We start from the raw sequence: 24,281 nt of genomic DNA, 5'->3' as shown, positions 1-24,281 counted from the left end.
GGCCGCGGTAGCGGCCCTTTTCATATCTGCTTCCGGATGGCCCCCCCTGAATGAGTGGCACGACGCCCGATGTATCTGTCCCGGGCGCGGCGCCCCTGCTCGACGTGCGCGCGCTCAAGGTGGCCATTCGTGCCGCCGGCGGAGATGTCCGTCCGGTTGACGGCATCAGCTTTTCGATTGCCGCAGGCGAGACCTTTGCCCTGCTCGGTGAATCCGGCTGCGGCAAGTCGATGACGGCGCTTGCGATCAGCCGTCTTCTGCCCGACGCTGCCAGAATTGACGGGGGCGAGCTCGGTCTGGCCGGCGACGACCTGCTGCGGCTGCCCGAAACGCGGATGCGTTCGGTACGCGGCGGGCGTATCGGCATGATCTTCCAGGAGCCCGCCACCAGTCTCAATCCGGTCATGACGATCGGCGACCAGATCGGCGAAGCCCTGCAACTGCACCGCAAGCTGCGCGGCGCCGAGGCCCGTGCCGAGGCCCGGCTGCTGCTCGAATCCGTGGGGATTCCCGGTGCCGATGCCCGGCTCGACGACTACCCCTTCCAGTTCTCCGGCGGCATGAAGCAGCGGGTGATGATTGCGATGGCGCTGGCCGGTCGCCCCGAACTGCTGATTGCCGATGAGCCGACAACTGCCCTCGATGTGACCATCCAGGCTCAGGTGCTCGATCTGCTGGCGGGGCTGCAGGCAGAACGCGGCATGGCCATGCTGCTGATCACGCACGATCTCGGTGTGGTGGCGCGGATGGCCCACAGGGTAGGGGTGATGTACGCCGGCGAGCTGGTTGAGACCGGTCCGCGCCAGGCCTTTTTCAGCACGCCACTTCATCCCTATGCACGCAAGCTGTTCGCGGCGCTGCCCGACGGTGCGCGCCGCGGCACCATGCTCGATGCGCCGGTTGGAGGCGTGCCTGCGCTCGATCAGGATTTCGTCGGTTGCCGCTTCGCCGATCGCTGCCCGCAGGCGTTTGACCGCTGCGACGACGAATCGCCCGGCTGGCAGCAGATCGGCGCGCAGACCGTGCGCTGCCATCTTTACGACGGCGTCAGCGTGCCGCGCCCCCTGCACCGGGCGGAGGCCGGCGACGCTGCGCCTGCAGCGCGAATTGAGGGGGCGCCACTGATCGAGGTGCGCGACCTCGAAGTCCATTTTCCGGTGCGCAAGGGGCTGTTGCGCAGGGTCGTCGGGCAGGTGCGGGCTGTCGATGGCGTCAGCCTGGCCCTGAGTGCGGGGCACACGGTGGCGCTGGTGGGAGAGTCCGGCTGTGGCAAGACCACCGTGGGCAAGGCCATCCTGCAGTTGAACCAGAGCACGGGCGGCGCGGTTTTCTACAACGGCGAGCGCCAGACCGGCCTCTCACGCGACGCCTTGATGCCGATGCGACGCGGCGTGCAGATGGTGTTTCAGGACCCGTTCGCATCGCTCAATCCGCGCCTTCGGATCGGGGAAATCATCGAGGAGGGCATGCTCAGTCTCGGTGTGGCGGGCGATGCCGCATCACGGCGCAAGACGGTGGATGCCCTGCTGGACCGTATCGGCCTGTCACCCTCCATGCGCTGGCGCTATCCCCATGAGTTCTCCGGCGGTCAGCGCCAGCGCATTGCGATTGCGCGGGCGCTGGCCGTGTCGCCGAAAGTCATTGTCTGCGACGAGCCGACCAGTGCGCTCGACGTCTCGGTGCAGGCACAGTTGCTGAACCTGATGCGCGAACTGCAGCAGGAGCTTGGACTGGCCTATCTGTTCATCACCCACAACCTCGCTGTGGTCGAGTATCTGGCCGACGAGGTGGCGGTGATGTATCTCGGCCGCATCGTCGAGCACGGCCCGGCGGCGCGCGTACTCGGCGCACCGGCACATCCTTACACCCGTGCCCTGCTTGCGGCGGTGCCGAAGGTCAGTGCCGGTGTCGACGCCCACCAGCCGGTAATGACCGTCGCCGCCGACTTGCCCTCGCCGCTGGACCCGCCTGCAGGTTGCCATTTCCATCCACGCTGCCCGCTTGCCAGCGACATCTGTCGTGCAGCCTATCCGGCCGAGCAGAGCATGGGTGGCGGGCACAGGGTTCGTTGCCATTGGGCGGGGGCTGAGGTGCTGGCGCTGCGCAGGGCAGGGTAGGTCTGGTCGCAAGTGCGCGGGCCGGTGTCCTCGTCGTCCTGTCCGTGCACAGACGCCCCGATTCGGGTAGCGCGTTTGCTGTTTTGGCCGCAAGTTTCGCGTCAGGGGGCTTGAAGCACAAAGGATGCGCCCCACATAAGACTCAACCCGAATTCACCAAGGATGTCAGCCATGCGCTTCGACAAGCTTACGACCAAATTCCAGCAGGCCCTGAATGATGCCCAGAGCATTGCACTGGGCAACGACCAGCAGTTCATCGAGCCGCAGCATCTGTTGCTGGCCATGCTCGGCCAGGACGACGGCGGCACGGTGTCGCTGTTGCAGCGCGCCGGCGTCAACGTGCCGCCGCTCAAGGCCGCCCTGCAAAAAGCCCTGGAGCGACTGCCCAAGGTTGAAGGCCATGGCGGCGAGGTACAGGTCGGGCGCGACCTCAGCAACCTGCTCAATCTCACCGACAAGGAAGCGCAGAAGCGTGGCGACCAGTTCATCGCCAGCGAGATGTTCCTGCTCGCACTGAGCAATGACAAGGGCGAAACCGGTCGTCTGATGAAAGAGCACGGGCTTTCGCGCAAGCCGCTCGAGGCAGCGATCGAGGCCGTTCGCGGCGGGGCCAGCGTCGGCAGTCAGGACGCCGAGGGGCAGCGCGAGTCGCTGGCCAAATACTGCATGGATCTGACCGAACGTGCACGCTCGGGCAAGCTCGATCCGGTGATCGGGCGTGACGACGAAATCCGCCGTGCGATCCAGATCCTGCAGCGTCGCACCAAGAACAACCCCGTGCTGATCGGCGAGCCGGGCGTGGGCAAGACCGCCATCGTCGAGGGTCTCGCGCAGCGCATCGTAAACGGAGAAGTGCCGGAGACGCTGAAAGGCAAGAAAGTGCTCTCGCTTGACATGGCTGCGCTGCTGGCCGGTGCCAAGTACCGCGGCGAGTTCGAGGAGCGCCTGAAGGCCGTGCTCAAGGAGATCGCGCAGGAGGAGGGCCAGGTCATCCTCTTCATCGACGAGATCCACACCATGGTGGGCGCGGGCAAGGCCGAAGGTGCGATGGATGCGGGCAACATGCTCAAGCCGGCGCTGGCGCGCGGCGAGCTGCACTGCATTGGCGCCACGACGCTGGATGAGTACCGCAAGTACATCGAGAAGGATGCTGCGCTCGAGCGCCGCTTCCAGAAAGTGCAGGTCGATGAGCCGACCGTCGAGGCGACCATCGCCATCCTGCGCGGCCTGCAGGAGAAGTACGAGATCCACCATGGTGTCGATATTACCGACCCGGCCATCGTCGCCGCGGCCGAGTTGTCGCATCGCTACATTACCGACCGCTTCCTGCCGGACAAGGCCATCGACCTGATCGACGAGGCCGGCGCGCGCATCAAGATGGAAATCGACTCCAAGCCGGAGGTGATGGACAAGCTCGACCGTCGCATGATCCAGCTCAAGATCGAACGCGAGGCGGTGAAGAAGGAAAAGGACGAAGCCTCGAAGAAGCGCCTGCAACTGATCGAGGACGAGCTCGCCAAGCTGCAGCGCGAGTACAACGATCTGGACGAAGTGTGGAAGGCAGAGAAGTCGAAGGCCGCAGGGTCGGCGCACATCAAGGAAGAAATCGACCAGCTGCGTGCGCAGATGGCCGACTTCCAGCGCAAGGGCCAGCTCGACAAGGTGGCCGAGCTGCAGTACGGCAAGCTGCCGCAGCTCGAGGCCCAGCTCAAAATGGCTGAACAGGCCGGCGAGAATGCGACCCCGAACAAGCTGCTTCGCACCCAGGTGGGCGCCGAGGAAATCGCCGAGGTGGTGTCGCGCGCAACGGGCATCCCTGTGAGCAAGATGATGCAGGGCGAGCGCGAGAAGCTGCTGAAGATGGAAGAACGTCTGCACGCCCGGGTGGTGGGTCAGGACGAGGCGGTGCATCTGGTCTCGGATGCGATCCGTCGTTCCCGCGCCGGCCTGTCGGACGAGAACCGGCCCTATGGCTCCTTCCTCTTCCTCGGCCCGACCGGTGTGGGCAAGACCGAGCTGTGCAAGTCGCTGGCCGAGTTCCTTTTCGATTCCGAGGAGCATCTGGTCCGCATCGACATGAGCGAGTTCATGGAGAAGCACTCGGTGGCCCGTCTGATCGGCGCACCGCCGGGATACGTCGGCTACGAGGAGGGCGGCTATCTGACCGAACAGGTGCGGCGCAAGCCCTACAGCGTGATCCTGTTCGATGAGGTCGAGAAGGCGCATCCGGACGTGTTCAACGTGCTGCTGCAGGTGCTCGACGACGGTCGCATGACCGATGGGCAGGGGCGCACGGTGGACTTCAAGAACACGGTGATCGTGATGACGTCCAACCTTGGCAGCCAGATGATTCAGCAGATGGCGGGCAGCGACTACGGTGTGGTCAAGCTGGCGGTGATGGCCGAGGTGAAGACCTTCTTCCGCCCCGAGTTCATCAACCGGATCGACGAGGTCGTGGTGTTCCACTCGCTCGACGAGAAGAACATCGCCGGCATTGCGAAGATCCAGCTGCAGTATCTCGAGAAGCGTCTGGCGCGTCTGGAGATGAAGCTCGAGGTCAGCGATGCGGCACTGGCCGACATTGCCGCGGCAGGCTTTGATCCGGTGTTTGGCGCGCGTCCGCTCAAGCGGGCGATTCAGGAGCGGATCGAGAATCCGCTGGCCAGGGCCATTCTCGAGGGTCAGTTCGGTGCAGAGGACCGCATCCGGGCGGACATCGAGAACGGACAGATCGTGTTCTCGCGCATGCAGTAAGACGGGGCAGGGCGGACGCGCGATCGCGTCCGCCTGAACCCCATACCGAAGTGCCCGCCCGGTTTGCCGGCGCGGGCATTTTTTCGTTCAGGCCGGCTGCCGTCTGGCTTCGGTCCAGGCTTCGAAGTCTGCGATGGTGAGCGGCCTGGAGTACATGAAGCCCTGCAGTGAATGGCAGCCGCGGGCAAGCAGGTAGTCACGCTGCTCGACGGTTTCGACACCTTCGGCAACCACTTCGAGACCGAGGTCGCGCGCCAGCGACAGCGTGGCAGAGGTCACCGCGGCGTCTTCCTGGTCGCCGGGCAGGTCCTTGACGAAGGAATGGTCGATCTTCAGGCGCCGGATTGGCAGGCGCTTGAGATAGGCCAGGCAGGAGTAGCCGGTGCCGAAATCGTCCAGCGCCAGCGTCAGCCCCATGTCGCGCAACTGCAGCAGTCGTCCGGTCAGTGCCGCACCCGGCTGCATCAGCGCACTTTCGGTAATCTCGAGTTCGATCCGGTGCGGATTCGCGCCAGTGTCGGCAAGCGCGCGTTTCACCGTATCGACGAAGTCGGGCTTGAGAAACTGAAGGGCGGATATGTTGATTGCCATCCGCAGCTCGCTCATCGAGCCGTTTTGCCATTGCGCCTGCTGGCGGCAGGCCTCGCGCAGCACCCATTCGCCAAGCGGCCCGATCAGACCGGAGTCTTCCGCAATGGGGATGAACTGCAACGGCGGCACCAGGCCGAGATCGGGATGGTTCCAGCGCACCAGCGCCTCGCAACCATTGACCTGCCCACTGCGGGCTTCGATCTGCGGCTGATAGTGCAGCACCAGTTCATTGCGCTCGATACCCCGACGCAGCGCGTTCTCCAGCATGAGCCGCTCGAAAGCGCGCGCGTTCATGTCGGGCACGAAGAACTCGTAGTGGTTGCGGCCCGCGGCCTTGGCGCCGTACATCGCCGTATCCGCATGCTTGAGCAGGGTGTCTACATCCTCGCCGTCGGCCGGGTAGAGGGCGATGCCGATGCTGACCGATGTGGACAGCTCGTGATCGTCGATGTGAATCGGGGCTGCGAGCACGTCAATCAGTTTGCGCGCAACCTGTGCGGCATCGTCCGAGTGCGGCAGGCGTGGCAACAAGGCGACGAACTCGTCACCACCAAGGCGGGCAAGAATGTCCTCTTCACGCAGGCACCCGGCCAGGCGCCGCGCAACGGCCGCCAGCAGGCGATCGCCGACGGGGTGGCCGAGCGAGTCGTTGACGGTCTTGAAGTTGTCCAGATCGAGGAACAGGATGCCGAGGAGGTCCCCGTTTCGATGTGCCGAGATCAGTGCTGTTTGCGCCTGATTCATCCAGGCGCTGCGGTTCGGTAATCCGGTAAGCGGGTCGAAATGGGCGAGATACTGGATGTGGGCTTCGGCCTCGCGCTCGGCACTGACGTCCTGAACGGTGCCTCTGAGCTCGTGCAGACTGTCACCGTCCGGCGTACTTTCGATCTGAAATTGCAGCACGTGCGAAGGCGATGCGGCGAGGTTGCAATCGAGGGTGATCCGCCCAGGTTTCTCCGTCGCGCGTGCGATGGCCACCTGCAGCCGTTCGCGGTCGGATTCCGCAACACAGGCAACGAGATCGGCGAGCGTGGCAAGCGATGTGGCGTCGCAGTTCAGGACCTGATGAAGCTCGTCAGATACCTGAAGCGTTCGGCCATCACTGCCGACTTCCCAGCTACCCAGCCGTGCGATGCGCTGTGCTTCGGCGAGTGCGTCCTGCTGGGCACGCAAGCTGTCGCTTGCGGTTTTCAGCTCTTCGGTGCGCCGGTCAACCAGCCGGGCAATTCGCCGCGTGTTCCCCGTCGTGATCAGCAGAAACGCGCCCAGCATGCCGACCGCGAGCAGCCCCACGGCAACCGTGCTCCATGCAGCCCAGCTGCGCATGCCGGCGATGTACTCGGGCGTCGCACTCAGGCGCAGCTCCCAGTTGCGCGCGGCAAACAGGATGGGCAGCGCCCGGCGCACCTCCTTGCCCAGCCAGGCGTCGGTTTCGCAGCCTGGCTCGCCGGAGAGGCGGCGATTGCCGGGGCTGCCGTCGGCATCGATCAGGCACAGTTCGATACCCGTGCGTTTTGCCAGCTCTTGTGCCGTGGTTATTGAGTCGTCCATGCGGAAGGCACCGGAAACCACCCCGAGAAGTGGTCGTGGCTGAACAGCGCCCCTCGCTTTGCCAAATGCCGCGAGATAGACGACGACGCCACGCTGAACCTGCTCCTCCTGCACCAGGCGGATTGCCTCCGAGGCAACCGGCATTCCGGAGCGCCGCGAAGCGTCTATCGCTCTGGCGGTCGTCGGCAGGGACGTGGGGTCGAGGCCGAGTGCGCTCTGGTTGGCAGCCAACGGTTCGACATAGGTGATCGGAAAGTACTCCTCGGCTTCCTCTGCTGGAAACGTACGCCCTTCGGCATCACGTCCAAGAATTCGGAAGTCGCGCTGGCCCGCGTTCTGAACTGACTGTTCGAAGCGCATTCTGTCGGCATGGCGGACGACGGGATTCCACCCAAAGTTCTGTGTTCCCGGGTAGCGCTTGAGCCATGGGGTGACGAACTCGTGAAACTCGGTGCGGGTCACGTCCTCGCTGACGACCATCAGGCGCTCGATCGACTGCATCATGTCGATCTGTACTTCGAGGCGTTTGCGCACCCCGCTGGCGACGTGCTCGACATCGCGGTTGAACTGGGTCTGTACCCGCAGGGCTTCCCAGTTGCGGACATTGTGAAAGGCGAAGGCAAGCAGTGCGATGGCGATGCCGAGGGGCACGATGACGCCAAGTCTGCGCGAGCGCCAGTCTTCGGCAGGCTGAGCAAAGAGCACGAACATCACCGGCGCGGCGATGATGACGCCAACGGCGTCGCCGATCCACCAGTTCCACCAACTGAAGGCAAGGTCGTCGGCGCCAATGCTGCCCGAGGCATACAGCAGCGGTATGGCCAAAGAGGGGCTGACCAGGCTGCTTACCGGCGCAACCACGCCGAGAAAGCGCAGGATCTGCCGCGGCGACCCCAATGGATTCGGGAAGCCGATCATTCGCTGTGCCAGCCACGCGCCGAATACAGCCTGAATCACGGCGCCAAAGGGGACGAGCGCGAGCGCCCACCCGATGGACTCGGGCCCGCCGCTCTGCATCTGTGCGTACAGATTGACCAGCAGGGAGCCGAGAAAGATCGCGGGCCAGAGCCGGTAGCCGAAAATCAGCAGGCCGGTGAGTGCAATGCCTGCCGCAGGATAGAAGGGGGCTGCATAGCCGGGCGGGACGGCAAGCTGAAGCGCAAGCCAGCCGGCGAAGGTATAGGCGAAGGCGAGGGCTGCAAGCCGGGATGGGGGGGCGAACATGGCGCGAAGTATATCGAAGCGACATCGCCTGCGCGCGACGAGAGGGCGTCATTTGCTATCATCGCAGCATGAAATCAAGCCGAAGCCGTTTCCTCGAAGTCCGGGGTGTGCGCTACCACGTTCGAGAGTGGGGGCGGGAAGGTGCGCCTCGTCTCTTTCTGCTTCACGGATGGATGGATGTGTCCGCGTCATTCCAGTTTGTTGTCGATGAGCTCGAGGGCGACTGGCATGTCATTGCGCCCGACTGGCGCGGATTCGGCCTCAGTGAGTGGTGTGGCGACGCCTACTGGTTTCCGGACTACTTTGCCGACCTGGACTCGATTCTCGAGCAGTTGCAGCCCAGCGGCGAGGTGCGTCTTGCCGGTCACAGCCTCGGCGGCAACGTGGCGCTGATGTACGCCGGCATCCGGCCGTCAAGGGTTGCCCGCGTGGTGGTCCTGGACGGCTTCGGTCTGGTCGACCGCTCGCCCGAAGAGGCGCCTGGCCGCTACGAAAAATGGCTGCACGACCTTCGCTCGCCGGCCCAGTTCAGGCCCTATGCCGATTTTGATACCCTGGCGGCACGTCTGTGCCGGGATAATCCGCGCCTGAGCGCCGAGCGGGCCATCTGGCTGGCGCGTCACCTGGGTGAGGACGACGGGCAGGGAGGCGTCAGGCTGGCGGGCGATCCCGCGCACCGACGGGTAAATCCGGTGCTTTACCGTCGAGCCGAGTCCGAAGCCTGCTGGCGGCGCGTGTCGGCCCCGGTATTGTGGGTGGAGCCGGATGATCAGAGCCTGCGGCAACGGATCGGGGTGAACGACGAGTCATACGAGAGTGCCAAAGCGTGTCTGCGGGATGTCCGGGTATCGACGATCAAGGATGCGGGGCATAACCTGCACCACGATCAGCCGCAGCAGGTGGCCGGGATCATTGAAGCCTTTCTGCGGTCTGAACACGCATGACCGGAGACATTTCAATGAACGCAGACCTGCATTGCCATTCCACGGTGTCCGATGGCTGGCTCGAACCCGAGGCGGTCGTGCGCCGCGCGGCAGCCAACGGTGTCGAACTGCTCGCGCTGACCGATCACGACGAGCTCGGCGGACTCGACGAGGCGGCCCGGGTGGCGCGGGAACTGGGGCTGCGCTTCGTCAATGGTGTCGAGATCTCGGTGTCTTTCGCGGGAGAAACCATTCACATCGTCGGCCTCGGCTTCGATCACCGTCACCCGGCACTGATCGAGGGCCTGAAGCAGGTGCGTAGCGGCCGCGATGCCCGCGCAAAACGGATCTCCGAGGCGCTCGAGAAGGTCGGTATTCGGGACGCGCTGGGCGGGGCGAGGCAGTTTGCGCGTAATCCCGAACTCGTCAGCCGCGCGCATTTCGCGCGTTTCCTGGTGGCAAGTGGTGTCATGCCCGACGTCAAGACTGTTTTCGAGCATTACCTCGTGCGCGGCAAGCCGGGTTTCGTCGAGCATGAGTGGGCCAGTCTCGAAGAGGCTGTAGGCTGGATTCGCGAGGCGGGCGGCATTGCCGTCATCGCACATCCGGCACGCTATCGCCTGTCGACGGCGGCCCTCGAAGAGCTGTTCGATCGGTTCGGCGCCGCGGGGGGCGAGGCGGTCGAAGTCGTCTCCGGTGCGCATTCCGAAGACGAAATGCGTCGTTTTGCAAGCATCGCAAGGCGGCGTAACCTGCTGGCCTCCCGCGCCTCCGACTTTCATGGCGAGGGCGAGAGCCCGGTCGACCTCGGCCGGTGCAATCCGCTTCCACCAGACCTGACGCCCGTATGGTCGCGCCTGGGTTGAACGACTGAAAAACAAGAAAGGCATATGGCTCAATTTTTCTCGCTCCATCCGGAGCAACCGCAGGCCCGCCTGATCCGTCAGGCCGCCGAAATCATTCGCGGCGGAGGGCTCGTCGCTTTTCCGACCGATTCGGCGTACGCGCTCGGCGGGCTGACGGGCGACGCATCGCTGCTCGAGCGTATCCGCCGCATCCGTGGTGTGGACGATCGTCATCACTTCACCCTGCTGTGTCGCGACCTGTCCGAGATCTCGACCTACGCCAGGGTGGACAACACCCAGTACCGCCTGCTCAAGGCGACGACACCCGGTCCGTACACCTTCATTCTCGAGGGTACGCGCGAGCTGCCCCGGCGCCTGCTGCACCCGAAGCGCAAGACGATCGGCCTGAGGGTTCCCGAGCATGCCGTCGTCTCGGCGCTGCTTGCCGAGCTGGACGAGCCGATGCTGTCCTCTACGCTCCTGCTGCCGGACGAAGATCTGCCCCTGACCGATCCCGAGGAGATTCGCGATCGTCTGGAAAAGCAGGTTGATCTCGTCATCGAGGCGGGCTTCTGCGGCCCCGAAGCAACCACGGTGATCGACCTCACCGGCGGCGGGCCGACCCTGGTGCGCGCCGGTCGGGGTGATCTGGCCCCATTCGGGATTGAGGAGGACTAGGGCCGGCTCTGCTAGAATGCGCTGCTTTGTGCCCCCGCTTTCATGGAATCGCTGATCTCTAATCTGGCCATCTGGGCCTTGCCGGTGTTGCTCGCCATTACGCTGCACGAAGCGGCTCATGGCTATGTGGCCCGATATTTCGGCGATCCAACGGCAGATCGGGCCGGGCGCATCACGCTGAATCCGCTGCGCCATATCGATCCGGTCGGTACCCTGCTGGTGCCCGCCGGCATACTCGGTCTGAGCGTGCTGTTCGGTGGAGGCGGTATTCTTTTTGGCTGGGCCAAGCCGGTGCCGGTCGACTTCGGTCGCTTGCGGCGCCCCAAGGCGGACATGCTGTGGGTTGCCGCGGCAGGGCCAGGTGCCAACCTGTTGATGGCCATCGGCTGGGCGCTGCTGTTCAAGCTTGCGATCAGCTCACCGCAGGGCGCTTTCACCATTCCGATGATGAAGATGGCGGATGCCGGCATGCAGATCAACGGTGTGCTGATGTTGCTCAATCTGCTGCCGATTCCGCCGCTTGACGGAGGGCGCATCGCCGTCAGCCTGTTGCCCGGTCGCCTCGCCTGGCACTTTTCACGGATCGAGCCCTTCGGCTTTCCAATTCTCTTGCTGTTGCTGTTTAGCGGTTTGCTGGGGGCCATTCTGGGACCCATGCTCGCCATGTTCCGCTTCTTTCTTGCCTTGATTTTCGGAAACTAAGACCCGCCATGTACGCTGAACGCGTTCTCTCCGGCATGCGCCCCACCGGGCGTCTGCACCTCGGTCATTACCACGGTGTGCTCAAGAACTGGGTCAAGCTGCAGGAGGAGCATCCTTGCCTGTTCTTCGCAGCTGACTGGCATGCACTGACCACCGCCTACGACACGCCGGAGGTGATCGAAGACCATGTGTGGGAGATGCTGATCGACTGGCTCGCAGCCGGTGTCGATCCCTCGCAGGCAACCCTTTTCATCCAGTCGCGCGTGCCCGAGCATGCGGAACTGCATCTGCTGCTGTCGATGATGTGTCCGCTGGGCTGGCTCGAGCGTGTGCCGAGCTACAAGGATCAGCAGGACAGGCTCGGTGGCAAGGATCTCGGGACCTACGGATTTCTCGGCTATCCGCTGCTGCAGGCGGCAGACATTCTGATCTATCGCGCCGATACCGTGCCGGTGGGTGAGGACCAGGTGCCGCATGTGGAGATGACGCGCGAAGTGGCACGGCGCTTCAACCATCTTTACGGTCGTGAGCCCGGGTTTGAGGACAAGGCCAGGGATGCGGTGCGCAAGCTCGGCTCCCGTCGTGCGCGCATGTATGCAGAACTGCGCGTCCGCTTCCAGCAGGACGGGGAAGAGGATGCGCTCGAGCAGGCCAAGGCCTTGCTCGAGGAAACACAGAACCTGAGTCTCGGTGATCGGGAGCGCCTCTACGGTTACCTCGAGGGTAACGGCAAGATGATTCTGGTCGAGCCGGATTCCCTGCTGACCGAGGCGCCGCGCATACCGGGGCTCGATGGGCAGAAGATGTCAAAGTCCCACAACAACACGATTTTCCTGCGCGAAGACGACGACAGCGTGGCGCGCAAGATACGCACCATGCAGACCGATCCTGCCCGCGCGCGGCGCACCGATCCGGGCGATCCGGACAAATGCCCGGTGTGGCAGTTTCATGTCGTCTATTCCGACGAGTCGACCCGGGAGTGGGCACAGAATGGCTGCCGTAGCGCGGGTATCGGCTGCATCGAGTGCAAGCAGCCGGTTGTCGATGCGGTGATCAAGGAGCAGGCCGGCCTGCGTGAGCGTGCGCGCCCTTATATCGAGGATCCGTCGCTTGTGCGCAACATCCTTGCCGATGGCTGCGAGCGCGCGCGCAAGCTTGCCCAGGAAACGATGCGGGATGTGCGCGAAGCAATGGGCTTGAGCTACGGGTGAGCGGATCGTGGTGAGTTTCGACGTCGGGATTCGCATGCCTCGCAATGACTGAAGCGACGCTGCCGCTGCCACTGGTCCCGATCGAAACGGTCGAGGATGTGGCGACAATCGCACGTCTTTACGGCGAGCCCATGCTCGAAATGCCGAAAGACCTGTATATTCCGCCCGACGCACTGCAGATCATCCTCGATGCGTTCGAGGGGCCGCTCGATTTGCTGCTCTACCTGATCCGCAAGGCCAACCTCAACGTTCTCGACATTCCGATGGCGCCGTTGACGGTTCAGTATCTGACGTACGTCGAAGCGATGCGTGCCAGCAACCTGGATCTGGCTGCAGACTATCTCCTGATGGCGGCGATGCTGCTTGAGATCAAGTCGCGCATGCTGTTGCCGCGTCCGCCGCGGGACGATGCCGAGGAAGAGGATCCGCGCGCCGAGCTTGTACGCAGGCTGCTCGAATACGAACAGACCAAGCTTGCTGCGGCGCGCCTCGATGCCATGCCGCGGGTCGAGCGTGATTTCGAGTGGGTGAGCGTGTTCGTTGCCGAGAAGGTGGTCGAGCGTCTGCCCGAGGTCAGTCTGCACGATCTGCAGCTGTCCTGGTTGCGCATCATGAAGAAGGCTCGCCTGACCCAGAATCACCGGGTGGGTCGCGAGCAGCTCTCTGTTCGCGAGCACATGACGTCTATTCTGCGCAAGCTGGGTGGCGGTGCTTTCGTGGTATTCGATACGCTGTTCGAGCCAGAGCTGGGTGCGGCCGGGCTGGTGGTGAGCTTTTTGGCGGTGCTCGAACTGGTCAAGGAACGACTGGTCGATGTAACGCAGAACGAGGCCTTTGCGCCGATATACGTGAAACTGGCTGATGGATCGCGTGACAACGCCTGAACTGTGCAAACGCATTATCGAAACGGCACTGCTGGCAACGCCCGCGCCGTTGACGGTGAGCGTACTGCGGGGGTTGTTCGACGAAGACCCGGGGCCGGATCTGGTGCGGCGCCTGCTCGACGAGCTGCGTAACGACTGGGATGCGTCGGAGCGCGGGGTTGAGCTGGTGCAACTGGCAGGTGGCTGGCGTTTTCAGACACGGCCTGCCTTCCAGGTTTACCTGGATCGCCTGAAGGAGGAAAAACCGCCGCGTTATTCGCGTGCGGTCATGGAAACATTGGCAATCATTGCCTATCGCCAGCCGGTAACCCGTGGCGACATCGAGGATATTCGCGGTGTCACGGTCTCCCCTGGCGTACTGAAAACCCTGGAATCGCGAGGATGGATCGACGTTGTCGGTCATCGCGACACGCCCGGCAGGCCGGCGTTGTTCGCGACCACGCGACGTTTCCTGGATGATATGGGTCTGCGCAGCCTCACCGAGCTGCCGGCTCTCACTGAAATCGAAAGGATCATGGATCTTGTCGACACCACGCAAATCCAATCGGCCGCTGCGGCCGCCGACCAAGAAACCGACTGAGCAGGGGCGGCATCAGCCTCGTCAGGGTGGGCGCCGCGAAGCGTCCGACGAATTTGTTGACGAGGACCGTCGTCCCGCAATGCGCCCGGACGCGCACAAGTCTGCGCTGGGTACGCCCGAAGGCATGACGCTCGAAGGGCCGGGGCGGGAGCGTCGGCGGGGTCCCGCCCAGGGTGGGCCGGCGACCTTCACCGAGCCCGAGCGTCTGCAAAAGGTGCTGGCTCAGGCCGGCGTGGCCTCGCGCCGCGAGATCGAAGAGCTCGTGGTTGCCGGCCGTATTTCGGTCAACGGCCTGCCTGCTGCGCTGGGGCAGAAGATCGGGCCGGGCGATCGCGTCAAGCTCAATGGCAAGCTGATTCCGCTGCGCTTTGTGCAGCGTACGCCGCGGGTGCTGATCTATCACAAGCCCGAGGGCGAGATCGTTTCGCGCGATGATCCGGAAGGTCGCCCGACCGTGTTCGAGCGTCTGCCCGTCTTGCGCAAGGGGCGCTGGCTCGCAGTGGGGCGTCTGGACTTCAATACATCGGGTTTGCTGCTGTTCACCAGCGATGGCGATCTGGCCAACAAGCTGATGCACCCGCGCTATGAGATCGACCGTCAGTACGCGGTCCGTCTGCTGGGCGAGCTCACTGAGGAGCAGGCGCAGCAGTTGGTGGACGGCGTTGTGCTCGACGATGGGCCGGCGCGCTTCAACTCCCTGCAGGCTGCTGGTGGTGAGGGCGTGAACCACTGGTATCACGTGACGCTCTCGGAGGGACGTAACCGCGAGGTCCGGCGCATGTTCGAGGCGATCGGGCTCACCGTGAGCCGGCTGATACGGGTGCGTTACGGTCCGGTAGAGCTACCCTCACGGCTCAAGCGCGGGATGTGGATGGAAATGCCTGAGGTCGAGGTGTGCAAGCTTGCAGGCCTGCCGCCGCCCCCGCCAAAGCAGGGGCCGCCGGGCAAGGCGCAACCGCCGAAGTTGCGGCGCACAGCGCCGCGCGCCTGAGCGTTCGAGCGCGAGAAAAACTGCTACGAGGTGCATGACAGCCTGCCATTTCGGTAAGGAACGATCCGCCAGGTTTGCAGCCCGTCGGGCATGCCGTGCATGAATTGTGCCGGTTTGCCCGTCGCGGGCTTTTCGCGCTATACTCGGCGGGCTTTATCGGGTGCTCCCAATAATGGGGAGCCCGATTCTCCGGTTGGGGTCAACAGGGATGGGCTTTTTGCCCATTTTTTATTTGTAGTCGCGGATGGCATGAGTATGCGGGTGGATCTGGGAAGTCTGGTTGAAGAAGTGGTCAGTGGGCTCGGATACGAGCTGGTTGATCTTGAATTGTCGCCCAAGGGGCGGCTTTTTCGCGTCTTCATTGATATCGAGCGCGGTATCAACGTGGATGATTGCGCGACCGTCAGTAACCAGCTGACCCGGGTTTTCGAAGTCGAGAATATCGATTACGACCGACTCGAAGTGTCGTCTCCGGGGCTTGATCGGCCGCTCAAGAAGCTGGCTGATTTCGAGCGCTTTTCCGGGCATGAGATCCAGTTGCGACTGTCCCTGCCAATCGGCAATCAACGAAATTTTGTAGGCGTGCTTGAGGGTGTGCGTGATGGCGAAGTGCTGATCACGACTGAAAAGGGCGAACTGCTCCTGCCTTACGCTGATATCGAGAAGGCACGCCTTGTTCCGAAATTCTGAGACTCTGGATGTGGAGGTTTTACTGAAATGAGCCGCGAAATTCTGCTGCTTGTGGATGCGCTGGCACGTGAAAAGAACGTTGCCAAAGACATCGTGTTCGCCGCGCTCGAGTCGGCGCTTGCCTCCGCGACCAAAAAGCGCGTTCATGACGATGCCGACGTTATCGTCAGCATCAATCGCGATACCGGCGATTACGAGTCGGTTCGTCGCTGGGTGGTCATGCTCGACGAGGATGTGACCAACGATGAAGCCGAGATGGGTATCATCGATGCGCGTGAGGTCAAGGCCGACGTCGAGTTGGGTGATTACATCGAGGAAGCACTCGAGCCGATCGACTTCGGCCGTATCGGCGCCCAGGCTGCGAAGCAGGTCATTCTGCAGAAAATTCGCGATGCTGAGCGCGAGCAGGTGCTGAACGACTTCCTTGAGCGCAAGGAATTCCTGGTTTCCGGCGCGATCAAGCGCATGGAGCGAGGCAATGCGATCATCGAAGTCGGTCGGATGGAAGCCGTGCTGCCGCGCGATCAGCACATCCCGCGCGAGAACCTGCGCGTGGGTGACCGCGTCCGGGCTTATCTGCTCAAGATCGATCGTGGCGCGCGGGGTCCGCAACTCATCCTGTCGCGCACCGCGCCCGAATTCCTGATGAAGCTGTTCGAGCTCGAAGTACCCGAGATCGAAGACGGTCTGCTCGAGATGAAGGCCTGCGCACGTGACCCCGGTCTGCGTGCCAAGGTGGCCGTCAAATCGAACGATCCGCGTATCGATCCGATCGGTACCTGCGTCGGTCTGCGCGGTTCGCGCGTCACCGCTGTGCGTAACGAGATTGGTGGCGAGCAGATCGACATCATCGTGTGGTCTGCCGATCCGGCCCAGTTCGTGGTTTCTGCGCTGCAGCCCGCGGAAGTGGTTTCGATCGTGGTTGACGAAGAAGCACATGCGATGGATGTGGTGGTGGACGAGAACAATCTCGCCATCTCAATCGGTCGTAACGGACAGAACGTCAAGCTGGCGTCCGAATTGACCGGCTGGACCATCAATCTGATGAGCGAGCAGGAATCGGCTGCCAAGTCGGAAGAAGAGCGCGGCGGTTTGCGTTCGGTCTTCATGGCCAAGCTCGATGTAGATGAGGAACTGGCCGATATCCTGATCGACGAGGGTTTCTCCTCGCTTGAGGAAATCGCCTATGTGCCGCTCGCCGAAATGCTCGAAATCGAGTCCTTCGACGAAGACACGGTGAATGAGTTGCGCAACCGTGCGCGCAACGTGTTGCTGACTGAAGCAATTGTGACCGAGGAAAAACTGGAAAACGTCGCTGACGACCTGTTGAACCTCGATGGCATGGACAAGGCGCTTGCCGCTACGCTGGCGAGTCATGAGATTCGCACCCGGGACGACCTGGCTGACCTCGCGGTCGACGAGCTGGTTGAGATGGCCGGGATCGACGACGAACGAGCCAAGGCGCTGATTTCCGTTGCGCGCGCCCACTGGTTCGAAGAATGACGGGAGGGCAGTAATGGAACAAATGAGCGTGACCCAGTTTGCCGGCGAACTGAAAATGCCGGCGGCGGCGCTGCTCGAGCAGTTGAAGAGTGCCGGTGTCGTGAAGACCGGTGCGAACGATATGCTGACCGAGCAGGACAAGGCGCGTCTGCTCGAATATCTTCGGCGTGCGCATGGCGACGTCGAATCCAAGGGCAAGATCACTCTGACCCGCAAACAGACATCCGAGATCCGTGCGACCGACTCTACCGGTCGTGCGCGCACCGTGCAGGTCGAAGTCCGCAAGAAGCGGACCTTCGTCAAGCGCGATGACACCGCAGGTGGCGAAGCGACAGCAGTCGAGGCGACTGCTGCTGCAGCGGAAGATCAGGCTCCGGTCGAGAAGGTTGAAGCCGTTGCACCGGTCGAGGCTGTTGCCGCGCCGGCGCCCGTCGTCGAGCCCGTGCCTGCGGAGACGCCTCCGGTCGTCGAGGCCGCACCCGAGCCTGAGCCCGTTGTTGCGCCTGAGCCGGTAGCGGAAGCCGCTGTCGAAGCGGTCGCAGCCGAGCCTGTGGCCGAAGTGGCTGCTCCCGAACCCGTGGCCAGCGCGCCTGCGCCCGCACCTGCTGCGTCTGCAGCAAGGAACGACGAGCGCAAGGGCGGCGATCGCAAAGGCAATGATCGCAAGAGCGGTGACCGCAAGCAGGCCGATGGCCGCGCCGGCGCGTCCCGTGGCGGCGACAACCGCCAGGCGGCCCCGAAAGCCGGCCCGGCACCGACCATGGTTCATTCCCGTCCGGTGCCGATCAGCCAGATCATCAGTGACGAAGAGGTTGCAGCGCGCGAGCGCGAATCGCGCCGTCACCGCGAACTGGTAGAGCGCCAGCAGGCCGACATCCGTGCCCGCCAGGAGCGCGAGCAGGCCGCCAAGGCTGCAGCCGAAAACCGCCGCCTTGAAGAAGAGGCGCGTGTCGTCGCCGAGCAGAAGGCGAAGGAAGAAGCTGCGCGTCCGGCGGCTGCGAAGCCTGCCAAGTCGACCTCCGGTACGCTGCACAAGCCGGCGAAGACCGAAGACAAGACCAAGGATTCGGCAAACAAGCGCGGCGGTGCGCGTGAAAGCGAAAGCAGCAAGCGTCGTGGCCTGAAGACCCGTGGCGAAGTCGGTGCATCGACGTCCGGCAATGCCTGGCGAGGTGCCAAGGGTGGTGGCCGTCACAGCCGCCATCAGCAGGACGATCGCCAGACCTCGTTCCAGGCGCCTGTCGAGCCGATCGTGCGTGAGATCCATGTGCCGGAAACCATTTCCGTCGCCGATCTTGCCCACAAGATGGCCGTCAAGGCGACCGAAGTGATCAAGGCGCTCATGAAGATGGGCATGATGGTCACGATCAACCAGGTGCTGGACCAGGAAACGGCGATGATCATCGTCGAAGAACTGGGCCACCAGGCTGTTGCTGCAAAGCTCGACGACCCGGATGCCTTCCTCGACGTCACCGAAGAGCAGAAGGATGTGGCAGTGCTGCCGCGTGCGCCGGTGGTGACCGTGATGGGTCACGTCGACCACGGCAAGACCTCGCTGCTCGACTACATTCGTCGCGCCAAGGTTGCAGCCGGCGAGCATGGCGGCATTACGCAGCACATCGGTGCGTATCACGTGGAAACGCCGCGTGGCATGATCACCTTCCTCGATACCCCGGGTCACGAAGCCTTTACGGCCATGCGTGCCCGTGGTGCGAAGGCGACCGACATCGTCATTCTGGTGGTGGCTGCGGACGACGGCGTGATGCCTCAGACCCGTGAAGCGATTCACCACGCCAAGGCCGCCAACGTGCCGGTCGTGGTGGCGATCACCAAGATCGACAAGCCCGAGGCAAACCTCGAGCGCGTCAAGCAGGAACTGGTTGCCGAGAGCGTGATCCCGGAAGAGTACGGTGGCGACACCATGTTCATGCCGGTTTCCGCGAAGAGCGGCGAAGGCGTGGATGCGCTGCTCGAAGCGCTGCTGCTGCAGGCCGAAGTGCTCGAACTGACGGCACCGGTCGAATCTGCAGCCAAGGGCCTGATCGTGGAAGCGCGTCTCGACAAGGGTCGTGGTCCGGTGGCTTCGATGCTGGTTCTGTCCGGTACCCTCCACAAGGGCGACGTGCTGCTCGTGGGCGCGACTTTCGGTCGCATCCGTGCAATGCTCGACGAGAACGGCAAGGCGATCGATTCCGCAGGTCCTTCGATTCCGGTCGAAATCCTGGGTCTCTCCGACGTGCCGGCAGCCGGCGACGAAGCGATCGTGCTCGGCGACGAAAAGAAGGCGCGCGAAATTGCGCTCTTCCGTCAGGGCAAGTTCCGCGACGTCAAGCTGGCCAAGCAGCAGGCGGCGAAGCTCGAAAGCATGTTCGAACAGATGTCGGACGGCGAGGTCAAGAGCCTCCCGCTCATCATCAAGGCCGACGTGCAGGGTTCGCAGGAAGCGCTGGTGCAGTCGCTGGTCAAGCTTTCGAACGACGAAGTCCGTGTCAACGTCATTCACGGTGCGGTCGGTGCCATTTCCGAATCGGATGTGAACTTGGCGCAGGCATCGGGTGCGGTGATCATCGGCTTCAATACGCGTGCCGATGCCGGTGCGCGCAAGCTGGCCGAGACCTTTGGCGTCGATATCCGCTACTACAACATCATTTACGATGCTGTGGATGAGGTGCGTTCTGCGCTGTCGGGCATGCTGTCGCCGGAGAAGCGCGAGGAGATCATCGGTCTGGTGGAAATCCGCCAGGTCTTCACGATTTCCCGTGTTGGCTCGGTTGCCGGTTGTTATGTGCTCGAGGGCATGGTCAAGCGCGGTTCTTCCGTGCGTCTGTTGCGCAACCATACGGTCGTGTGGTCGGGTGAGCTCGAATCGCTCAAGCGCTTCAAGGACGATGTCAAGGAGGTCAAGTTCGGCTACGAATGCGGTCTCCAGCTCAAGAACTACAACGACATTCACGAAGGCGACCAGCTCGAGGTGTTCGAGATCAAGGAAATTGCACGGACGCTTTGATCAATGCCTAAGGAATATTCCCGCAGTCAGCGCGTGGTGGAGCAGATCCGCCGCGAGCTGGCGGAGCTGATCAGGCTCGAGGTGAAGGATCCGCGTGTCGGATTCATCACCCTGACCGACGTCGAGATCACGCCAGACTATGCGCACGCCAAGGTTTTCTTTACCGCGATGATGGGTAAGGAAACCGTGCCGGAGATCCTTCAGGGGCTTCGGCGGGCGAGCGGATTCCTGCGCCGTGAACTCGGTCGCCGGATTCGTATTCACACCATCCCCGAGCTGCATTTCGAGTACGACCAGTCGGTTGAGGAGGGCAGTCGCATGTCCCAGCTCATCGACCAGACCGTGCGCGAAGACGAGGCACGCAGCCGGGATGAGAACGACGACTGATTGCGTGCTGTCTTGAAGCGTACTCAGCGCAAGATCATTCGCCGTGCGGTTGATGGTGTGCTGCTGCTCGACAAGCCCCAGGGGCTGACGTCGAACGCGGCGCTGCAGACGGCTCGCCGTCTGCTCAACGCAGCTAAGGCTGGCCACACCGGCACGCTCGATCCAATGGCAAGCGGCCTGCTCCCGCTGACTTTCGGGGAAGCCACCAAGTTTTCTCAGATGCTGCTCGATGCGGACAAGGCTTACGAGGCCGGAGTGCAGCTGGGTGTCGATACCGATACGGGCGATGCCGAGGGGAAGGTGCTTGCAACGCATCCTGTTGCAGTGAGCGAAGAAGCGTTGCGCGAGGTGTTGTCGCGATTTGTCGGTGACATCGACCAGGTGCCGCCGATGTATTCGGCACTCAAGCGCGATGGAAAACCCTTGTACGAATACGCGCGTGCGGGCATTGAGCTCGAACGCAGTGCGCGCAGGGTGACGGTCTCCTCGATCGACCTGGTGTCCTTCGACGGTAGCCGTTTCGTGATCCGTGTGGATTGCAGCAAGGGGACCTATATTCGTTCGCTTGCGATGGATATCGGCGCGGCCCTGGGTTGTGGCGCACATCTTTGTGCTTTGAGGCGAACGCGGATCGGCGTCTTCGGTATCGAAGACGGTGTTCCGCTGGCGCAGCTCGAAGCTGCGGAGATGGACGCACGGGACGGAATGCTGGCGCCGGCAGATACGCTGGTCAGCGTTTTTCCGCGTATCGATCTCGATGCGCAGCAGGCCCAGTACATGCTCCAGGGGCGGCCGTTGAGCCTGACGGAGCAGGGCGAAGGTTTTGCCCGGATCTACGGTCCGGATGCTTTTCTCGGTCTTGCCGAGTGGAAGCCTGACGGAAAATTGTGGGCGAAACGCCTCATCGCAACGGGTGAGGCGAATCAAAGTACGTGATTTTGATTGAATTCTTGGTGCGGCAATGGGTATAATCCGCCGCTTCTGATTGGTCGAACGAAAAGAGTAAACACGCACATGTCTCTCGATATTGCAACCAAGGCGCAAGTCGTCTCCGATTACCAGCGCGCTCCGGGCGATACCGGTTCGCCGGAAGTCCAGGTCGCCCTGCTGACCGCCCGTATCAATGGCCTGACTGGCCACTTCAAGGAACACGCGAAGGATCATCACTCCCGTCGTGGTCTGCTGAAGATGGTTAGCCAGCGCCGCAAGCTGCTCGACTACCTGAAAGGTCGCAATGCCGAGGGTTATCGTAGCCTGATCGAGCGTCTGGGCCTGCGTAAGTAAGTCGCTGCTCGTGATCAGCCCGACAGCGCCCGAAACGGCTGCCTGAGCAAGCAAAAGCCGGGGCGACCCCTTAGGGTCGCTCCGGCTTTGTCACATTCAGGACGGGTTTCTGGCCTGTTCCTGCAGTTGTTGTTCGCTGCATCTAATGTTTAAAGGAATTTCCCTTGCCTACTTCCATCAAGAAATCATTCGCTTACGGCGCGCACACCGTCACCCTCGAGACCGGCGAGATTGCTCGTCAGGCCGGTGGTGCCGTGATCGTCAATATGGACGACACCATGGTGCTGGCCACCGTGGTTGCGGCCAAGGAAGCCAAGCCCGGTCAGGATTTCTTTCCGCTGACCGTCGATTACGTTGAGAAGTTTTACGCTGCCGGCCGTATTCCCGGTGGTTTCTTCAAGCGTGAAGGCCGTCCGACCGAGAAGGAAACGCTGACCTCGCGCCTGATCGACCGCCCGATCCGCCCGCTGTTTCCGGAAGGCTTCAATAACGAAGTCCAGGTCATCGCGCTGGTCCTGTCGCTGAACCCCGAAGTCGACGCCGACATCCCGGCGATGATCGCCGCTTCGGCTGCGCTGGCAATTTCCGGTGTGCCTTTCAGCGGCCCCATTGGTGCTGCACGCGTGGGTTACGCCGATGGCCAGTACCTGCTCAACCCCACCACCGAGCAACTCAAGACGAGCGAACTCAACCTGGTGGTGGCCGGTACCGAAGCCGCCGTGCTGATGGTCGAATCCGAAGCGCGCGAACTGTCCGAAGAAGTCATGCTTGGTGCCGTCGTGTTCGGTCATGAGCAGATGCAGCACGCTATCCGTGCGATCAACGAACTGGTCGAAGTGGCCGGCAAGCCGGAGTGGGACTGGAAGGCGCCGCTCGCAAACGAGGCTCTGATTGCGCGTATCGACGAGCTGGCCAAGGCTGACCTCGAAGCCGCTTTCAACATCACCAGCAAGCAGGCTCGCAGCGCCCGCATCAGCGAGATCCTGAAGGCGACCGTCGCCGCGCTGACCGATGGCGTCGAAGTGCCGCCTTCGCTCAACGAAGTGAAGGACATCTTCTTCAATCTCGAGTCCGGTATCGTCCGTAGCCGCATTCTGAACGGCGAGCCGCGTATCGACGGTCGTGACACCCGCACCGTGCGTCCGATCGAGATCCGTACCGGCGTGCTGCCGCGTGCCCACGGTTCCGCACTGTTTACTCGTGGCGAAACCCAGGCGCTGGTGGTTGCCACCCTCGGCACTGGCCGCGACGAACAGATCATTGACGCGATCGCCGGCGAGTACCGCGAAAACTTCATGCTGCACTACAACTTCCCGCCGTTCTGCACGGGCGAGACCGGTCGTTTCGGCATCACCAAGCGTCGCGAAGTCGGCCATGGCCGTCTTGCCAAGCGCGCACTGATCGCAGCCCTGCCGAAGCCGGAAGACTTCAGCTACACCGTGCGTCTGGTGTCGGAAATTACCGAATCGAACGGTTCGAGCTCGATGGCTTCCGTGTGTGGTGGCTCGCTGGCGCTGATGGACGCCGGTGTGCCGATGACGGCTCACGTGGCAGGTATCGCCATGGGCCTGATCAAGGACGGCAACCGCTTCGCCGTGCTGACCGACATCCTGGGTGACGAAGATCACCTCGGTGACATGGACTTCAAGGTGGCCGGTACCGAAAACGGTATTACCGCACTGCAGATGGACATCAAGATCCAGGGCATCACCAAGGAGATCATGAAGGTCGCGCTGTCGCAGGCGGGTGAGGGGCGTATCCACATCCTCGGCCTGATGAAGCAGTCGCTCGACACCGCGCGTGTCGAAGTGTCCGAGTTCGCGCCGCGCATGATCAACATCAAGATCAACCCCGAGAAGATCCGCGACGTGATCGGCAAGGGCGGTGCGGTGATCCGCGGTCTGCAGGAAGAGACCGGTGCCGTGATCGAGATCCAGGACGACGGCAACGTCACCATCTCCTGCGTTAGCGCCGAAGGTGCCCAGGCTGCCAAGGCCAAGATCGAGGCAATTACCGCCGAAGTCGAAGTCGGCAAGATCTACGAAGGTACGGTCGTGCGTCTGCTCGACTTCGGTGCCATCGTGAACATCATGCCGGGCCGCGACGGTCTGCTGCACGTGTCGCAGATCGCCAACGAGCGCGTGAATAACGTTGCCGACTACGTCAAGGAAGGTCAGGCTGTCCGCGTCAAGGTCCTTGAGACCGATGAGCGTGGCAAGATCCGCCTGAGCATGAAGGCGCTGCTCGAGCAGGCTGCAACGAACTGATCGGCGGAGTTCGCCGAGGATCAAAAAGGGACGCCTCGGCGTCCCTTTTTTTGTGCGTGTATCGCGTGCGGCAGTCTGCCGCGCTGCGGAGA

At 62.8% G+C, this 24,281-nt stretch carries 18 protein-coding genes; 17 read left to right on the top strand and 1 reads right to left on the bottom strand.

Translation table 11 applies throughout. The features are described from left to right. The first annotated feature begins 50 nt into the window (after positions 1-50). Together CEW87_RS19475 and clpB are read left to right on the top strand one after the other, a co-directional pair. A complete protein-coding gene (locus tag CEW87_RS19475; protein ID WP_108975678.1) occupies positions 51-2,117 on the top strand; it encodes a dipeptide ABC transporter ATP-binding protein in 2,067 nt (688 codons plus the stop codon). 171 nt (positions 2,118-2,288) lie between these two features. After that, positions 2,289-4,871: an ATP-dependent chaperone ClpB gene (clpB, locus tag CEW87_RS19470; RefSeq protein WP_108975676.1), complete on the top strand. Its 2,583-nt coding sequence runs from the start codon at positions 2,289-2,291 to the stop codon at positions 4,869-4,871. An 87-nt stretch (positions 4,872-4,958) separates the two neighbouring features. On the opposite strand, the gene CEW87_RS19465 is transcribed toward clpB, so the two are convergent. After that, positions 4,959-8,237 carry an EAL domain-containing protein gene (locus CEW87_RS19465; RefSeq protein WP_108975674.1) on the bottom strand — a complete coding sequence of 1,093 codons (3,279 nt, stop codon included), beginning with the start codon at positions 8,235-8,237 and terminating at the stop codon, positions 4,959-4,961. 68 nt (positions 8,238-8,305) lie between these two features. Here CEW87_RS19465 and CEW87_RS19460 point away from each other — a divergent pair, with 68 nt between their 5' ends. The 15 genes from CEW87_RS19460 to pnp all read left to right on the top strand — a co-directional run bounded on the left by CEW87_RS19460 (position 8,306) and on the right by pnp (position 24,189). Then, positions 8,306-9,181, top strand: coding sequence for an alpha/beta fold hydrolase (locus tag CEW87_RS19460; RefSeq protein WP_108975672.1), 876 nt, complete (start codon positions 8,306-8,308; stop codon positions 9,179-9,181). A gap of 14 nt (positions 9,182-9,195) precedes the next feature. After that, positions 9,196-10,026, top strand: a complete 831-nt coding sequence (locus tag CEW87_RS19455; RefSeq protein WP_199917064.1) for a 3',5'-nucleoside bisphosphate phosphatase — start codon at positions 9,196-9,198, stop codon at positions 10,024-10,026. A gap of 24 nt (positions 10,027-10,050) precedes the next feature. Continuing rightward, positions 10,051-10,683: an L-threonylcarbamoyladenylate synthase gene (locus tag CEW87_RS19450; RefSeq protein WP_108948685.1), complete on the top strand. Its 633-nt coding sequence runs from the start codon at positions 10,051-10,053 to the stop codon at positions 10,681-10,683. Between the two features lie 42 nt (positions 10,684-10,725). Further along, a complete protein-coding gene (locus CEW87_RS19445) occupies positions 10,726-11,385 on the top strand; it encodes a site-2 protease family protein (protein ID WP_108975668.1) in 660 nt (219 codons plus the stop codon). An 8-nt stretch (positions 11,386-11,393) separates the two neighbouring features. Next, positions 11,394-12,596 (top strand): tryptophan--tRNA ligase, encoded by a 1,203-nt coding sequence (locus CEW87_RS19440; protein WP_108975666.1) that lies wholly within the window; start codon positions 11,394-11,396, stop codon positions 12,594-12,596. A gap of 44 nt (positions 12,597-12,640) precedes the next feature. After that, positions 12,641-13,480, top strand: a complete 840-nt coding sequence (locus tag CEW87_RS19435; protein ID WP_108975664.1) for a segregation and condensation protein A — start codon at positions 12,641-12,643, stop codon at positions 13,478-13,480. Then, entirely contained in the window at positions 13,458-14,060 is a 603-nt protein-coding gene (gene scpB / locus CEW87_RS19430) for an SMC-Scp complex subunit ScpB (protein WP_108975662.1), read from the top strand. Before CEW87_RS19435 ends, scpB begins: the two co-directional genes overlap by 23 nt. Beyond that, a complete protein-coding gene (gene rluB / locus CEW87_RS19425) occupies positions 14,002-15,051 on the top strand; it encodes a 23S rRNA pseudouridine(2605) synthase RluB (protein ID WP_108975660.1) in 1,050 nt (349 codons plus the stop codon). Before scpB ends, rluB begins: the two co-directional genes overlap by 59 nt. A 255-nt stretch (positions 15,052-15,306) precedes the next feature. After that, positions 15,307-15,741 (top strand): ribosome maturation factor RimP, encoded by a 435-nt coding sequence (gene rimP, locus CEW87_RS19420; RefSeq protein ID WP_108975659.1) that lies wholly within the window; start codon positions 15,307-15,309, stop codon positions 15,739-15,741. Between the two features lie 27 nt (positions 15,742-15,768). Beyond that, positions 15,769-17,244 (top strand): transcription termination factor NusA, encoded by a 1,476-nt coding sequence (gene nusA, locus CEW87_RS19415; protein WP_108975657.1) that lies wholly within the window; start codon positions 15,769-15,771, stop codon positions 17,242-17,244. A gap of 13 nt (positions 17,245-17,257) precedes the next feature. Further along, positions 17,258-20,251: a translation initiation factor IF-2 gene (infB, locus tag CEW87_RS19410; RefSeq protein WP_108975655.1), complete on the top strand. Its 2,994-nt coding sequence runs from the start codon at positions 17,258-17,260 to the stop codon at positions 20,249-20,251. A 3-nt stretch (positions 20,252-20,254) separates the two neighbouring features. After that, positions 20,255-20,638 carry a 30S ribosome-binding factor RbfA gene (gene rbfA, locus CEW87_RS19405; protein ID WP_108948676.1) on the top strand — a complete coding sequence of 128 codons (384 nt, stop codon included), beginning with the start codon at positions 20,255-20,257 and terminating at the stop codon, positions 20,636-20,638. A 12-nt stretch (positions 20,639-20,650) separates the two neighbouring features. Next, a complete protein-coding gene (truB, locus tag CEW87_RS19400) occupies positions 20,651-21,574 on the top strand; it encodes a tRNA pseudouridine(55) synthase TruB (protein ID WP_108977386.1) in 924 nt (307 codons plus the stop codon). 78 nt (positions 21,575-21,652) lie between these two features. Beyond that, positions 21,653-21,922, top strand: coding sequence for a 30S ribosomal protein S15 (gene rpsO / locus CEW87_RS19395; RefSeq protein ID WP_108975653.1), 270 nt, complete (start codon positions 21,653-21,655; stop codon positions 21,920-21,922). Between the two features lie 164 nt (positions 21,923-22,086). Next, positions 22,087-24,189 carry a polyribonucleotide nucleotidyltransferase gene (pnp, locus tag CEW87_RS19390; RefSeq protein ID WP_108975651.1) on the top strand — a complete coding sequence of 701 codons (2,103 nt, stop codon included), beginning with the start codon at positions 22,087-22,089 and terminating at the stop codon, positions 24,187-24,189. Positions 24,190-24,281: the final 92 nt, after the last annotated feature.

Origin of the sequence: Parazoarcus communis, from assembly GCF_003111665.1 — a bacterium.
In the GTDB taxonomy this organism is placed as follows: Bacteria; Pseudomonadota; Gammaproteobacteria; order Burkholderiales; family Rhodocyclaceae; genus Parazoarcus; species Parazoarcus communis_B.
Note: the sequence above shows the minus strand (reverse complement) of the source record. Positions and strands in the feature narration are given on the sequence as shown.